Below are 14,240 nucleotides of genomic sequence, written 5' to 3' on the forward strand. Positions count from 1 at the left end.
CAAGGAATCTTCAAAATAATTCAGAATGAGTAAGTTCAAACGTACGCTGATAACCACTGCACTGCCTTATGCCAATGGCCCGATTCACATCGGTCACCTGGCCGGAGTTTATGTCCCGGCTGATATTTATGCACGTTATCTTCGATTGAAAAAGGAAGACGTGATCATGATTGGCGGTTCCGACGAGCACGGAGTGCCGATTACGATCAAAGCTAAAAATGAAGGTGTTACACCGCAGGATATTGTCGACAGGTACCACGAAATTATCAAGGAATCTTTTCAGAAACTGGGTATTTCGTTTGATGTGTATTCGCGTACGAGTTCGGAGATTCATCACGAAACGGCTTCTGAGTTTTTCAGAAAGCTTTATGAAACGGGTAAGTTAATTGAAAAAACATCGGAACAATATTTCGACGAGGAGAACAAACAATTCCTGGCCGACCGTTACATTATTGGTACCTGTCCGAAATGTGGATTTGAGAAAGCTTATGGCGACCAGTGCGAAAGCTGCGGAACATCGCTTAGCCCGACTGAATTGATCAATCCAACATCGACCCTTAGCGGAAACCAGCCGGTTTTAAAGGAAACCAAACACTGGTATTTGCCGCTCGATCAGTACGAGCCGTGGTTGCGCGAGTGGATTCTGGAAGGCCACAAAGAGTGGAAACCGAATGTGTACGGCCAGGTGAAATCGTGGATCGACGGAGGTTTACAACCGCGTGCGGTTACCCGCGACCTAGAATGGGGCGTGCCGGTGCCGGTGGAAGGTGTCGAAGGCAAAGTGTTGTACGTTTGGTTTGATGCACCGATAGGTTATATTTCGGCTACCAAAGAACTGACTCCCGAGTGGGAAACGTACTGGAAAGACCCGGAAACGCGGATGTTGCATTTTATCGGGAAAGACAACATTGTTTTTCACTGTATCATTTTCCCGGCTATGCTGAAAGCAGAAGGAACCTTCAACTTGCCTGAAAATGTGCCGGCAAATGAATTCCTGAACCTGGAAAACGATAAAATCTCCACTTCACGAAACTGGGCGGTTTGGTTGCACGAGTACCTGGAAGAATTCCCGGGAAAAGAAGATGTGCTGAAATATGTGTTGACAGCCAACGCGCCGGAAACCAAAGACAACGATTTTACCTGGAAAGATTTTCAGGCACGCAATAACAACGAGCTGGTGGCGGTGCTGGGGAACTTTGTAAACCGCGCGCTGGTGCTTACGCAAAAATATTACGACGGTGTAATTCCGGCAGCCGGAGAACTTTCGGATTTTGACAAAGAAACACTGGCTTCCATTTCAACGATTAAAGCGGATGTGGAGAAGAGCCTGGATAATTTCCGGATTCGTGAAGCGCTGAAAAATGCCATGGACCTGGCGCGGTTGGGAAACAAATACCTGGCCGACGAGGAACCGTGGAAAGTAATCAAAACTGATCCTGAGCGGGTAAAAACCATCCTGAATGTTTGTTTGCAGGTTACCGCCAACTTAACCATCTGTCTGGAGCCCTTCCTTCCGTTTAGTATGGATAAACTGCGTGGCTTCCTGAACCTGGAGAAAATGGATTGGGAAAAACTGGGTGACACAGCTTTGTTGCCGGTTGGACATCAGGTAAACAAACCCGAGCTTCTTTTCGAAAAAATTGAAGACAGTGTGATCGAAACCCAGCTTCAGAAACTGGAAAATACCAAGAAAGCCAACGAAATGGCGACTGCCAAAGCGGCTCCTGCTAAAGAAAACATTGAGTTTGATGATTTTGCAAAAATGGATGTTCGTGCCGGAACCGTTATCGAATGCGAAAAAGTGGCTAAAACCAAGAAGCTGCTGAAACTTACCATCGATACCGGTATTGACAAACGCACAGTGGTTTCAGGAATTGCGGAATACTACCAGCCCGAAGAACTGATTGGCAAACAGGTTTCTATTCTGGTGAACCTGGCGCCTAAAAGCCTGAAAGGCATCGAATCGCAGGGAATGATTCTTTGTGCGGAGAATGCTGACGGGACTCTGTCGATTGTTTCGCCGGATAAAAAGGTGAAAAACGGCTCTGAAATACGATAATACCCGTCCTAACCTCCTCAAAGGGGAGGAATATTTTCTCCTTCGGGGGAATTAAAAGTGGGTCAAAAAATACAAGCGCCAACTCTTGTTGGTGCTTTTCCGTAAGGGTTCTTGCCGAGTTAAATCGGGTAGAAAACTTACACTATTATATTAAACCGTTTCTGTACGCAGAGGCGGTTTTTGTTTATGAAGACAAGAGTTTGGCAAGAAACGTTGCGTTAATCTTCCAGTTCAAATAGCTCTTCTACAGTAAGGTTGAAAAATTGAGCCAGCCGCATGGCTGTTTGCACCGAAGGGACGAACTTGTTTTTTTCGATGGCGTGAATGGTTTGCCGCGAAACCCCAATGGCATTGGCCAGTTCCTCCTGCGTTTTATCGAGCATCACACGGTGAAATTTAAGCTTGTTCTTCATAGTCTCCAAGAATAAATTTTCGTTTTAATGCTCTAATAATTAAATAGACAATCATTTGTAATGAAAGTAGAGAGGAAGGATCTAGCTTGAAATCCGGATTAAAACCATAAAATATTAGAATGACAGTTAATGAAAGAACCATGACTAAGAATGCCGATTCATAACGCAATTTCTGCATGAATTCATCTTCCCGCTTATTTTTTGAAAGAACATAAATTAACAAGCCTGCTATACTGACAAAATCTGCAAGATGAGTGACGCTTTTGGGAAGAATTCTTTCGAAATTTATTTCAATTCTATCCGATGGGTCGTCAATTGCATCATTATATCCTTCAATAAATCCTTTTCTTCCATCGTCAATAGCTCCTGTGATTAAACCTAAGAAAAACAAGGTAATTCCAATCCATTTAAAGTAGTGAGGTAGAAGTTTCATGGTTTGTTAAGTTAAAATTACATGACAAATGTAAAAAATAATAGAATTAAAAAACATAAATTTCAGAAAATAATCCTTAAATTTTTAAAATGATGGAGTTATACGATAACCAAAACTGCAATCAACAGGATCAGCAACATAAAAAGAATAAACTGGTTGCGCACAAACAGTCCCAGCAGAATAAGGATTTCCACCTCGTCGTTGATGGGTGTCGCCAGATCGATGGTGCCTTTGTCTTTGGTGATAAATTCGTGAGACGTGTAACTAACGATGTCGTTGCCGTTGAATTTCCACGACCACCGCGATTGCCAGAAGTTTTTGATTTCGAGTTCGAAACGTTTTCCGTTAATCAGCACATCGCTGCGGGTATTAAGGAAATTGATCATAATGGTTCCGAGTAGCGACTGGCTGTTCGAATCGTAAATCTCGAGTTTCGAGAGAAAAAATTCGCGGTTAAGTGTAAACAGTTTTCCGTTTATCATGGCCTGTGCCTGCGAACTGAGCATATTGTCCCAGTTAATGCTGCCTATTTTGCTCGCTCCCTGCCTGATTTCAAGCTTCGACCCAAAAATATCCTTTGTCCAACTTAGCTTTTCCATCTTTTTGTTTGAGTTACAGGGATGCAATTTATGAAAATTAGGATGAACTTTTAATGCGAAAAACGTCCATTAAATCGTTTTTACATTAATTAACAAAAAGAAAGAAATGTAGAGACTTGCTTTTCTGATCCAGTAGTTTGACCGGCTTAGCCCAGGTATTTTTTGAATTCGCGATGATCTTTTACCGTTTTAAAGTTGCGGGGCAGATCAGGGTTGTTTTCCCGAACCTGGTGTCCGGTAATAAATATCTTTTGTTTCGGGAAGCACTCTCTCAGGCGGACGAGGTAATCTTCCAGCTCGTCGGTTGGGATGGAATTAATAAAGGCCGTAAAAACGTAATCGATTTCTTTGATTGCACTGATTTTTTCAAGGTCTTCAAACGGTACCGACTGCCCCAGATAAAAAACGTTGTAGCCACTTTTGCGTGCCAGGTACGAGTAGAAAAGCAAACTCATTTCGTGTAGTTCGTTTTCGCGCAGGTAAAACAAAATGGTACGCTTGCCTTCCTCCGAACTGCCCATTTTGTCAATTTCGGCAATTAACTTTTGGCGAAACAAATGGGTGACGTAATGTTCCTGTGCCGGAAAAATGGAACCCACCTGCCAATAGGTGCCAACGCGTTCAAACAGCTTAAAAATAATATTGAAATGCGCATCTTCGAACGAAAATTCTGCAAGTACTTCGTTTAACAGTTTCTCGAAACCAACAGTGTTTAATTCCACCATCAGAAACATAAACCGATCGATGTAGTCGGAATAGGAAGTTTTTGAAGAGGCCAGCTTTATAACGGTGTCTTTTATCTCGGAGTCGTTCCATTGGGCGACTTTCGAAATTTTGTAGCCGTTTTTTGTCAGCAGCGAAACGTTCAGAAGGCGTTTCAGGTCTTCATCGTCGTATAGGCGAATGTTGGTGTCGGTGCGGTCCGGATTCAAAAGTTCATACCTTTTTTCCCAGATCCGAATGGTGTGCATCTTAATTCCCGAAAGCACTTCCAGGTCTTTTATGGAATAGCCTGCTGTCTTCATTTTTCCTGCTCTTCTGACTTTTTGTAAAGGTAATTAATGTACTTTGTTTAATCAAGCTGGGTTAAGATTAAACGAAAATTAGCTCGCCATAATAAGCAAATTGCTCATTGTTTTGTTCAGTGAAAGGAGAAAAATGAAAGGATTCCACCCGGAATCCTTTCTATAAATGTCATGGCTGCGACGTTTACTCTGGAATTAATACTTTGTCGATTACATGTACCACTCCGTTTTTACCTGAAATATCTGCTTTTACTACTTTGCTTTCGTTGATCATAGCTCCGTTTGTCAGGTCTATTTTAATCTTCTGGCCGTTCAGGGTAGCCACAGAAGTATTTGAAAGATCACTTGACATTACTTTTCCCGGAACAACATGATAAGTCAGAATCGGGGTAAGTTGCTCAGCGGTGAGATCTTTAATCCCATCTACTCCCAGTTGTTCGAACAAATCATTAAAAGCTTTATTGGTAGGTGCAAATACGGTAAATGGTCCTTCGGCGCTAAGCGCTCCGGCTAAATCAGCTTTTTTCACTGCATCCACCAGGATTGAAAAATCCGGATTCGAGGCTGCTATTTCAACTACAGTGGAAGAAGCCGTGTCGCCATCGTTTTTCGCGTTGGAATTCAGACTTAACGAAAGGCTTACTACTGTGATTAAGACAACGGATAGAAATTGTTTTGCTGTTTTCATGATGTTATTTTTTAAAGTTATTCGAAATGTTTGTTTATCTGAATGCTGGTTTTTATTCGGGGATTAGTACTTTATCGATTACATGAACCACGCCGTTGTTTGCCTGTATATCAGCCGCTATAACGTTGGCATCGTTAATTTTAACACCAGAGCTGAGGTCAACAGTCAGGTCACTGTTTTCGTTCAGAGTGCCCACTGTGCCGTTGCTTAATGCGGTTGAAAGGACATTTCCCGAAACTACGTGGTAGGTTAATATAGGTGTCAGCTGTTCGGCGGTTAAGTCAGCTATCCCCGATATTCCGAGTGCCGAAAACAGTTGTTCGAATGCGTCGTTGGTTGGAGCAAATACGGTAAACGGACCTGCTGCGCTGAGTGCATCGACCAGACCGGCCTTAACCACCGCATCAACCAGTATGCTGAAATTGCTGTTGTCGATCGCGATGTTTACAACCGAAGGCGGAAGTATTACCTTGTTAACCACGTGAATAACGCCGTTGTCCGCTTCAATGTCGGCAGTGGTAACCGTTGTGTTTTTGTTTATCGTAACACCGTTGTCGACCTGGATGTACATCGAGATGTTATTTCCGCTGTAAGTCGAAAGAGTCGGGAAGTATCCGCTACTTAAATCAGTTGACATCGCTTTACTGCCAATAACGTGGTAAAGTAAAATGTTGGTCAGTGTTTCTACAGGGATGTCATCCAAAGAGTTGGCTCCTAGGTCTGAAAGAAGCGCCACAAAGGCATCGTTGGTTGGAGCAAAAACTGTCAAATTCGCCCCCTCATCCGAAACTGCTCCTACCAGGTCAGCTTTCATGAGCGCTTCAACCAGAATTGAAAACTCCGAATTGGCCACAGCTATGTCTGCTATGGTATTCGACTTTAAAGTTGGCGGAACCAAAACTGCATCAATTACGTGAACCACGCCGTTTGATCCCTGGATATCTGTTGCTGTTACTTTAATGTTTCCGTTCAGCATAACGCCGCCATCGGTAGTTACGTCAAATATTTCACCCGACAGGGCTTCCACCATTCCTGCTGAAAGTTCTGTTGATAATACGTTATCGCCAACAACATGGTAGGTTAAAATTGAGGTAAGATCGTCCATTGATACTTCATCAAGACTCATAATTCCCAGAGCAGCAAAAAGCTCGGCGAAGGCATTGTTAGTGGGTGCGAAGACAGTAAACGGTCCTTCTCCGCTAAGTGTTTCAGCTAAATCGGCTTTAACTACCGCACTTACAAGTGATGAAAAATCAGCTGAATACATTGCAATGTCGACCACCGAAGGAGGTAGTAGGACTTTGTCGATTACATGAATGATTCCGTTTGATGCCATTACATCGGCAGCTGTAACTTTTGCGTTGTTAATCATCACGTCAGTTCCAACATTGACCATTAAGGAAAGCGGCTTTTGATCGGGCGAATTGTTGTTTAAGCTTTGCAGAACTCCCGATGAAAGCGTGTTGGAGTAGGCCATTCCACTTACCACATGATACGTGAGGATGGAAGCGAGGGTCGCATTGTCGATATCGTCAAGGCTGCTCAACCCCAAATCGCTTAACAGGCTTGCAAAAGCAGCATCGGTTGGCGCAAAAACAGTAAGATTTTTCTCTGTACTTAAGAAGTTGGCCAACCCCGCTTTTTGTGCAGCTTGTAACAACACATCGAATGACCCGGCTTCAGCGGCAACATCCACAATCGTTTTTTCCATTTCGGTTTCAGGCATCATTTCGTCATCGTCTTCGCACGATGTCAGTGAAACGATTCCAAGCGTGAGCAATAGCATCATCAGCAGGTTAAATCCTGCTTTGGTGTTCTTGAATAGATTCTTTGTTTTCATGATTCTGATTTTAAGTGATTAAAAATATTTCTATTACTGTTCAACTTTTTTTGTTTGACGTTAACTAAGACAACTCTAAACAAAAAATGTTTAAACAATAAATAAAAAACATAAACAAAAATATCGTATGGTGCCAAGAATGTCTTTATTTATAGGGCTTTGATATGAATAGTTAATAAATGTTAAAAATTATTTTGATTGATTTCGTTAGGTGTTGGCAGATACTCAGAACTGTTACTGTTAACCCTGAATTAAATCTTCTTTGTCGTTGATATTTATCAAGTGTGGCCCGTCGGGGCAGGGTGATAAAATACTTATATTTAAATAGATACATCTTTGTGAGTGACGGAGGTACACTTAGGCGGGTAAAAGCCGGGTTTTCAGATCATGTTGAGGTATCAAAAACGAAATGGTCGTAAAACGAACCCAAAAAAGTTTTGAGCTTGTTTGTTTTCGACGTTCTGGGATGTTGCGCTTATGAACGGCGCTTTTATGGGGTAGAGCTTTCCGAAGAAATTCAACGGTAAAGTAATCAATCACAGATCAAAGGTCATGCAGGGAGAAACATCAAATTCCCCCGAATTTGAAAATCTCAGAAAGGAACTGAGTGCTTTAAGCGAGCGCTTGACCAACATTGAGCGATCGCTCGAAAAAGCCGGCGTTCGTGAATTTATCTCAAAGAAAAAAGAGCATCTTCCTCAAGATGATGGGATAGACATCAAACTGCCGTTCGATACCAAAGGTTCCATTGAATTTCGTGTTGGCGAATACGGAATGGCGTGGTTGGGAAATATTGTTCTTTTTCTGGGTTTAATATTTCTGGTCAATTATTTACAGAATTCAGGGAACCGGGTTATTTCCATGTTGGTGGGTTTTGCCGCAGTAGCTTCGATCTATGTTTGTGCCCATTACATCCGGCAATCGCTATCGGTGATCTCGAAATTACTGGTGTATAACGGGCATTTCCTGTTGTACTTTTTTACACTTCGGCTCCATTTTTTTCAGGAGAATCCACTAGTAGAAAGTAAAATTCCCGTTTTTATATTATTGATTTTAGTGTCAGCGGTGTTTTTTTACATTGCTTTTCGCAAAAAGTCGCCGGGTACTGCAGGCTTGTCGTTGATTATGCTGATGGGCGCTGCAGTTGTTTTCGATTCATCAGCGGTAATTGCAATAATGGCTGCAGTTGTCGCTATCCTGACATTGGAATTGTATCGCCGTTTTGCCTGGCTGAAGCTCGCTTTGTTTTTCATTTTTCTGGTTTATGTGCTGCATCTGGCCTGGATGCTCAGTAATCCTTTTATGGGAAATAATCCGGAGTTTGTGGCTTCGGTGAGCGGGTTGTATGTTTTCCCGATACTCACGGGAATTGTCTTCTCAGTCATTGCCATTATTCCAAGAAAAGAAACTATTTCCAGCGAACTGGTGATTGTCACCATTATTTGGAACGGACTGGGTTTTACCGTTATTCTGGCAACCATCCTGCTTACATTCTTCGAAAACAATTATGTTCCGATATCAGCTGTCGTAACCGTGTTGTGTATTTTGTATGCGGCACTGCTCCGCGTAAAGTCCGACATCCGGTTAATCGCTTCCATCTATGTTCTTTACGGATTTTTGACTTTAAGTGTGGTCATTTTTGGAGTTTTCGGATTGCCCGATTCTTACGGTCTTTTTGCGCTTCAGAGCTTATTGGTGGTTTCGTTTGCTTTGTGGTTCAGGTCGCGGTTTATGATTGTTATGAATACCATTTTATTTGTGGTTTTTCTGGCATTTGCAGTGCAGTCGCATCAAAATAACCACCTCACGAATTTCTCGTTTATGCTGGTAGCCTTTATTTCGGCCCGAATCATAAACTGGCAAAAAGAACGATTGAATATTAAAACCGAACTGGTTCGAAACCTGTATTTGCTGCTTGGATTTGGAATGACGCTGGTTGCTTTTTATCATGTTTCTCCTCCATCTTACATCACCGCAACCTGGATATTTGCCGGCCTGCTTTTCTTCCTTGTCAGTTATCTCTTGAAAAATATCAAATACCGTTGGCTGGCCATTTCGGCTGTAGTTGTATCTGCAGTACGCCTGATTTTTGTCGATATGTCGAGTGTAAATATTGGGTATCGGATTCTGGCTTTTCTGGGACTGGCAATTATTTCGATTACCGTTTCGATCTGGTATACAAAATACCAGGTCAGGAAAAAGGAGTAAAATGGATAAGAAATTAAGATATGCGAATTATGAAAATAAATACAAAAAGGCGCTTCATCCGGTGGATTCCGGCGCTGTTTATGTTGGTCGTTTTGGGAGCTTGTTCAGCTTCCGGTTCACAGGCGGGGCAGGAAGAAGCTGATTCCAATTTGAAAGCGGGAAACGTCGTACAATATACTAACGAGTCAACAGAAATTGCGGTAGAGGCGCCTCCGCTTACCGACGGAATTTTCCCGTGCAACGATTGTCATTCGGATATTGTGCCTAATCCGCAGCGAAGAGAACTGGTTGATTTTCACGATGACATCAGCGTCCTTTTTAACCACGACAGCGAGAACCGGTGGTGTCTTGATTGTCATGATATGAATAACCGGGATTCACTCAGACTGGCCAGCGGCAAACTGCTTTCTTTTGAAGAATCATATAAACTCTGCGGACAATGCCACGGAGAGAAACTTCGAGACTGGAAAGTGGGCGTTCATGGAAAACGAATCGGGGAGTGGAATGGCAAAAAAGAGTATTTGCTTTGCGTTCATTGCCACAATCCTCATTCCCCGAAGTTTGAATCGATGACACCGGAGCCTCCTCCTGTGAGGCAAGAGGACATAAGGATTTACGAACCGAAAAACCAGGAGAACGATGAAGAAAAGTAATTCAAGGAGGTCCTTCCTCAAAAATATTTCACTGGCTTCAGCTTCTGCCCTTGCACTTTCGGGGTGTTCGTTAGCTGAGTTGGAGAAGTTTTTCCAAAAGAATTTCAGGACCTTGTCTGAAAAGGAGAGGAAGCAGTTGATTGAAGACCTGGAGGCGGAATACAAGCAAAAGTACCACAAGGAGTTTCATTTGTCGGATAAGCCGGCCATCGACGGGACTTTGTTTGGTTATGCCCTTGATATTTCAAGATGTATCGGCTGCCGAAAGTGTGTGTATGCCTGTGTCGAAGAAAACAATCAGTCGCGTGAGCCACAGATTCACTGGATTCAGGTGCTGCAAATGGAAAAGGAAAAAGGTATCGACTTTGTGCATTCCGATGTTCATTACAATCCGGAGACCGTTCCCGAAGAAGGACATTTTTATCTGCCGGTTCAGTGTCAGCAATGCCGAACGCCGCAGTGCACAACGGTTTGCCCGGTAAAAGCAACCTGGCAGGAACCCGATGGAATTGTGGTGGTCGACTACAACTGGTGCATTGGCTGCCGGTATTGCATGGCTGCCTGTCCTTACGGGGCGCGGCATTTCAACTGGGGGAAACCCGAAATTCCGGAAGAGGAAATAAACACCGAAATGCATTACCTCGGAAACCGGCCAAGAATGAAAGGCGTGGTGGAGAAATGTACTTTTTGTATTCAGCGGGTGAGGGAGGGAAGGTACCCAGCCTGTGTTGAGGTCTGCCCCGTTGGTGCCCGGAAATTTGGCAACCTGCTCGATCCCAACAGCGAAATCAGGTACATCCTGGAGAATAAAAGAGTTCTCGTATTAAAAGAGGAATTAAACACGCAACCCAAGTTCTATTACTTTTTTGGTGTGTGATTTATTCAGTTGAAGCTTTAAAAATAAAATGCGTTAGATATGAATTTCATCCGTTTTGTAAAAGGTAGTGTGCAGCTGTTTTTCCGGGGAACAAAAACCTATTATGCCTGGTTGCTGTTTCTTTTTTTGTTGATCGTGTGGGGAGCCGGCGGATACGCAGAACAGCTTCGCGACGGTCTGATAACCACCAATATGCGCGATTCGGTATCGTGGGCATTTTACATCGGTAATTTTACGTTTTTGGTGGGAGTTGCTGCGGCAGCTGTGATGCTGGTAATTCCGGCTTACATTTACAACTGGAAACCCATCAAGGAGATTACAATTTTTGGCGAATTGCTGGCCGTTTGTGCGGTAATCATGAGCATCGCATTTATTGTGGTCGACATTGGAAACCCCATGCGGTTCTGGCACATGCTGCCCATTTTTGGGACGATGAATTTCCCGTATTCCATGCTTTCGTGGGACTTCTTCTTTTTGCTGGCTTACCTGATCATCAACTTCGTGGTGGTGTCGCATCTGTTGTATTCCATCTTCTATCAAAAGGAGTATCGTAAAAAGATGGTGCTCACCATCGTTTTTATCAGTATCCCGATGGCAGTGGGGATTCATACTGTAACAGCCTTTTTGTACAATGCACTGCCTGCCCGTCCGTTTTGGAACAGCGCTTTGCTGGCGCCGCGTTTTCTTGCATCTGCTTTTTGTTCGGGACCGGCTATTTTGCTGATTCTTTTTCAGATACTCCGGAAAGTTACCAGTTTCGAAATTAAAGACGAAGCCATCTGGCGAATTGCCGAATTAATGGTTTACGCCATGTTTATCTACCTGTTTTTTACGATCGCCGAACTTTTCAAGGAGTTTTACTCCGGAACGCAGCACTTGTTGTACTGGAAATATTTGCTCTTTGGAATTGGTGAAAACAAGGAACTTGTGCCGTACAGTTGGTTGTCGATTGGGATGGGTTTTGTCGCTTTTATCCTCTTCCTGATTCCCAAAACACGAAAAAACTTTGTGACGCTGAATATCGGAACGGTGCTGATTTACGCCAGTGTGTACGTAGAAAAGGGAATTGCACTGATCATCCCGGGTTTTACGCCCGATGTGTTGGGGCAAATTTATGTGTACACGCCTTCGATGACCGAGATCAGAACTGCGGTTATGATCTTTTCGCTGGGGTCACTCCTTTTTACTTTTTTGGTGAAAGTTGCCATAGCGATTATTTTCGAGAATTATAACATTGGTTCTATTCGCCGGAAGGAAGAAAGTGTGAGAATTCAAGCGTAAGTCAAATTTAGCTGGCATATTAATGTTTTTTGGAGGCGTTTGTTGACAGATAGTTTATTTAGAATAAGTCTTATTAATGCATTGGTATGCAGTTTTTTGGAGTCGGTCTTTTGATTTGGCTCTTTTGGGGTGGAGTAAAAATTGAGGGTAAAAAATTCCCTCTTTTAATTTAACCTTAAGTTTAAAGCATCCGAAATATGATTTTTGTTAACATTCCTGAAAAACAAAGTGCTTTCACTCTCTCAATCAGCCAAAACCCTTAATTTTGCCGCACGATTTTCAAAAACAACTTTCAACATGGCAGAAAAAGATAAAAAGCTTTTCACTGACTTTAAACCTGTAACAACAGAAGAGTGGGAAGCTAAAATTATTGCCGATTTAAAAGGCAAAGATTACGACCGCGCGTTGGTCTGGAAGACTTTCGAGGGCTTCAACGTTCGTCCGTATTACCGTCAGGAAAACCTTGCCGGGAAAGATTACCTGGAGTCACTTCCGGGAGAATTTCCTTACGTGCGGGGAAACAATAAAACCAATAACACCTGGTTTATCCGTCAAAACATTTTTGTAACCGATTTCGAAGAAGCCAATGCAAAAGCATTAAAGGTTTTGGGAAAAGGAGTTACATCTTTGGGTTTTCTGTTCAGCGACTGCTGTTCGGTAACCAAAGAAAACCTGGCAATTTTGCTGAAAGACATTTGTCTGGAAGCTGCTGAAGTAAACATGGTTTGCCCCGGCGACGATTGCAACCTGGCTGAACTTTTTGTTGACTACGTGTCGGCCGGAAAATGGGATAAGAAAAATGTTGTGGCATCAACGGCTACCGACCCAATCGGAACCTTTGTATTAAAAGGAGTTCTGGAAGAAGGCGCTGTGGCACAGTTGAAATCGACCATCGAAAAAGCAAAGGCTTTGCCACAGTTCAGAACGGTTGCCGTTCATGGCAAATTCTTCGCCAACAGCGGATCATCCATTGTTCAGGAACTGGCATTTTCATTGGCGCAGGGAGCCGAGTATTTAACTCAACTTACCGAAGCCGGAGTTTCAATCGACGACGCTGCAAAAGCTATCAAATTTAATTTTGGTATCGGCAACAACTATTTCATGGAAATTGCCAAGTTGCGTGCCGGACGTCTTTTGTGGTCAAAAATTGTGGAAGCTTACGCGCCTGAGTGCAAGTGTTCGGCAAAAATGATCGTTCACAGCGAAACCAACCGTTACAACAAAACGATTTACGATCCGTATGTAAACATGCTTCGTACACAAACCGAAGCCATGTCGGCCATTTTGGGTGGTGCACATTCGGTAACTGTACTTCCGTTTAACGCTGTTTACGAAGATCCGACTGAATTCTCGGAAAGAATCGCCCGCAACCAGCAGATCCTGTTGCAGGAAGAGTCGCATTTAAGTAAGATTGCTGACCCGTCGGCTGGTTCTTACTACATCGAAAGCCTTACCGAATCGATCGCCGATCAGGCATGGAACCTGTTCCTGACTATTCAGGAAAAAGGCGGATTTATTGCTGCGTTCAAAGAAGGATTTATTCAGGCTGAAATTAAAAAGATGGCAGCTGAACGCGACAGACGTTTTGCTCAACGTCGCGAAAACCTGCTGGGGACCAACCAGTTTCCGAACTTCAACGAAAAACTGAAACCCGGTTTTGACGGTTCAGTATTCGAACCGGTCGATCTGACCGTTGAAGGCGCTGAAGTGGAGACTTTGAAACCATACCGCGGGGCACAGGCTTTTGAAGCATTGCGTTATTCTACCGATATGTACTCGCAGGATAATAAACGTCCGCTGGCATTTATGTTGACGATCGGTAACCTGGCATTCCGCAAGGCACGCGCACAGTTTAGCTGTAACTTCTTTGCTGTGGCCGGTTTTGATGTACAGGACAATAACGGATTTGCAACCGTTGAAGAAGGTGTTGCTGCTGCTAAAGCTGCCGGTGCCGAAATTGTTGTGATCTGTAGTTCTGATGATGAATATGCTGAAATTGCTCCAAAAGTGGCCGAACTGTTGGATGAGGAAATTTTGGTAGTTGCAGGAGCTCCGGCTTGTATGGCTGAACTTCAGGAAAAAGGAATTACCAATTTCATTCACGTGAAAAGCAACATTCTGGAGGATCTGAAAGCGTATCAAACAAAATTGGGAATCTAAAAAG

Annotated in this window: 12 protein-coding genes; 6 read left to right on the forward strand and 6 right to left on the reverse strand. The window is 43.3% G+C overall.

Features of this window, described 5'->3' with window-relative positions; translation table 11 throughout:
- The first annotated feature begins 25 nt into the window (after window positions 1–25).
- On the forward strand, window positions 26–2,059 hold the full coding sequence (gene metG / locus MR764_RS05615; protein WP_247978423.1) for a methionine--tRNA ligase: 2,034 nt from the start codon (window positions 26–28) through the stop codon (window positions 2,057–2,059).
- Window positions 2,060–2,277: 218 nt separating this feature from the next.
- On the opposite strand, the gene MR764_RS05620 is transcribed toward metG, so the two are convergent.
- The 6 genes from MR764_RS05620 to MR764_RS05645 all read right to left on the reverse strand — a co-directional run bounded on the left by MR764_RS05620 (window position 2,278) and on the right by MR764_RS05645 (window position 7,057).
- A complete protein-coding gene (locus MR764_RS05620; RefSeq protein WP_119437372.1) occupies window positions 2,278–2,472 on the reverse strand; it encodes a helix-turn-helix transcriptional regulator in 195 nt (64 codons plus the stop codon).
- Window positions 2,456–2,905 carry a hypothetical protein gene (locus tag MR764_RS05625; RefSeq protein ID WP_247978424.1) on the reverse strand — a complete coding sequence of 150 codons (450 nt, stop codon included), beginning with the start codon at window positions 2,903–2,905 and terminating at the stop codon, window positions 2,456–2,458. Before MR764_RS05625 ends, MR764_RS05620 begins: the two co-directional genes overlap by 17 nt.
- A gap of 98 nt (window positions 2,906–3,003) precedes the next feature.
- On the reverse strand, window positions 3,004–3,504 hold the full coding sequence (locus MR764_RS05630; RefSeq protein WP_247978425.1) for a hypothetical protein: 501 nt from the start codon (window positions 3,502–3,504) through the stop codon (window positions 3,004–3,006).
- Between the two features lie 146 nt (window positions 3,505–3,650).
- Window positions 3,651–4,529 (reverse strand): MerR family transcriptional regulator, encoded by an 879-nt coding sequence (locus MR764_RS05635; RefSeq protein ID WP_247978426.1) that lies wholly within the window; start codon window positions 4,527–4,529, stop codon window positions 3,651–3,653.
- A 184-nt stretch (window positions 4,530–4,713) separates the two neighbouring features.
- Window positions 4,714–5,217 (reverse strand): fasciclin domain-containing protein, encoded by a 504-nt coding sequence (locus tag MR764_RS05640; protein WP_247978427.1) that lies wholly within the window; start codon window positions 5,215–5,217, stop codon window positions 4,714–4,716.
- Window positions 5,218–5,269: 52 nt separating this feature from the next.
- A complete protein-coding gene (locus MR764_RS05645) occupies window positions 5,270–7,057 on the reverse strand; it encodes a fasciclin domain-containing protein (RefSeq protein ID WP_247978428.1) in 1,788 nt (595 codons plus the stop codon).
- A 552-nt stretch (window positions 7,058–7,609) separates the two neighbouring features.
- Here MR764_RS05645 and MR764_RS05650 point away from each other — a divergent pair.
- The 5 genes from MR764_RS05650 (at window position 7,610) to MR764_RS05670 (ending at window position 14,236) form a co-directional block, all read left to right on the forward strand.
- Complete coding sequence (locus MR764_RS05650; RefSeq protein ID WP_247978429.1) at window positions 7,610–9,265, forward strand: DUF2339 domain-containing protein; 1,656 nt, start codon at window positions 7,610–7,612, stop codon at window positions 9,263–9,265.
- Window positions 9,266–9,294: 29 nt separating this feature from the next.
- Window positions 9,295–9,918: a hypothetical protein gene (locus MR764_RS05655; RefSeq protein ID WP_247978430.1), complete on the forward strand. Its 624-nt coding sequence runs from the start codon at window positions 9,295–9,297 to the stop codon at window positions 9,916–9,918.
- Complete coding sequence (locus MR764_RS05660) at window positions 9,905–10,795, forward strand: 4Fe-4S dicluster domain-containing protein (RefSeq protein ID WP_247978431.1); 891 nt, start codon at window positions 9,905–9,907, stop codon at window positions 10,793–10,795. Before MR764_RS05655 ends, MR764_RS05660 begins: the two co-directional genes overlap by 14 nt.
- 39 nt (window positions 10,796–10,834) lie before the next feature.
- Window positions 10,835–12,076: a sulfate reduction electron transfer complex DsrMKJOP subunit DsrP gene (dsrP, locus tag MR764_RS05665; protein WP_247978432.1), complete on the forward strand. Its 1,242-nt coding sequence runs from the start codon at window positions 10,835–10,837 to the stop codon at window positions 12,074–12,076.
- A 297-nt stretch (window positions 12,077–12,373) separates the two neighbouring features.
- Window positions 12,374–14,236 (forward strand): methylmalonyl-CoA mutase family protein, encoded by a 1,863-nt coding sequence (locus tag MR764_RS05670; RefSeq protein ID WP_247978433.1) that lies wholly within the window; start codon window positions 12,374–12,376, stop codon window positions 14,234–14,236.
- The last annotated feature ends 4 nt before the right edge of the window (window positions 14,237–14,240 follow it).

It is taken from the genome of Maribellus sp. YY47, from assembly GCF_023111095.1.
GTDB lineage: Bacteria > Bacteroidota > Bacteroidia > Bacteroidales > Prolixibacteraceae > Draconibacterium.

What these genes read in the sequence shown, in the direction of transcription:
- dsrP (WP_247978432.1), top strand. Translation starts at nt 10,835, where the DNA reads ATGAATTTCATCCGTTTTGTAAAAGGTAGTGTGCAGCTGTTTTTCCGG.
- metG (WP_247978423.1), top strand. Translation starts at nt 26, where the DNA reads ATGAGTAAGTTCAAACGTACGCTGATAACCACTGCACTGCCTTATGCC.
- MR764_RS05655 (WP_247978430.1), top strand. Translation starts at nt 9,295, where the DNA reads ATGAAAATAAATACAAAAAGGCGCTTCATCCGGTGGATTCCGGCGCTG.
- MR764_RS05625 (WP_247978424.1), bottom strand. Translation starts at nt 2,905, where the DNA reads ATGAAACTTCTACCTCACTACTTTAAATGGATTGGAATTACCTTGTTT.
- MR764_RS05635 (WP_247978426.1), bottom strand. Translation starts at nt 4,529, where the DNA reads ATGAAGACAGCAGGCTATTCCATAAAAGACCTGGAAGTGCTTTCGGGA.
- MR764_RS05630 (WP_247978425.1), bottom strand. Translation starts at nt 3,504, where the DNA reads ATGGAAAAGCTAAGTTGGACAAAGGATATTTTTGGGTCGAAGCTTGAA.
- MR764_RS05650 (WP_247978429.1), top strand. Translation starts at nt 7,610, where the DNA reads ATGCAGGGAGAAACATCAAATTCCCCCGAATTTGAAAATCTCAGAAAG.
- MR764_RS05670 (WP_247978433.1), top strand. Translation starts at nt 12,374, where the DNA reads ATGGCAGAAAAAGATAAAAAGCTTTTCACTGACTTTAAACCTGTAACA.
- MR764_RS05660 (WP_247978431.1), top strand. Translation starts at nt 9,905, where the DNA reads ATGAAGAAAAGTAATTCAAGGAGGTCCTTCCTCAAAAATATTTCACTG.
- MR764_RS05620 (WP_119437372.1), bottom strand. Translation starts at nt 2,472, where the DNA reads ATGAAGAACAAGCTTAAATTTCACCGTGTGATGCTCGATAAAACGCAG.
- MR764_RS05640 (WP_247978427.1), bottom strand. Translation starts at nt 5,217, where the DNA reads ATGAAAACAGCAAAACAATTTCTATCCGTTGTCTTAATCACAGTAGTA.
- MR764_RS05645 (WP_247978428.1), bottom strand. Translation starts at nt 7,057, where the DNA reads ATGAAAACAAAGAATCTATTCAAGAACACCAAAGCAGGATTTAACCTG.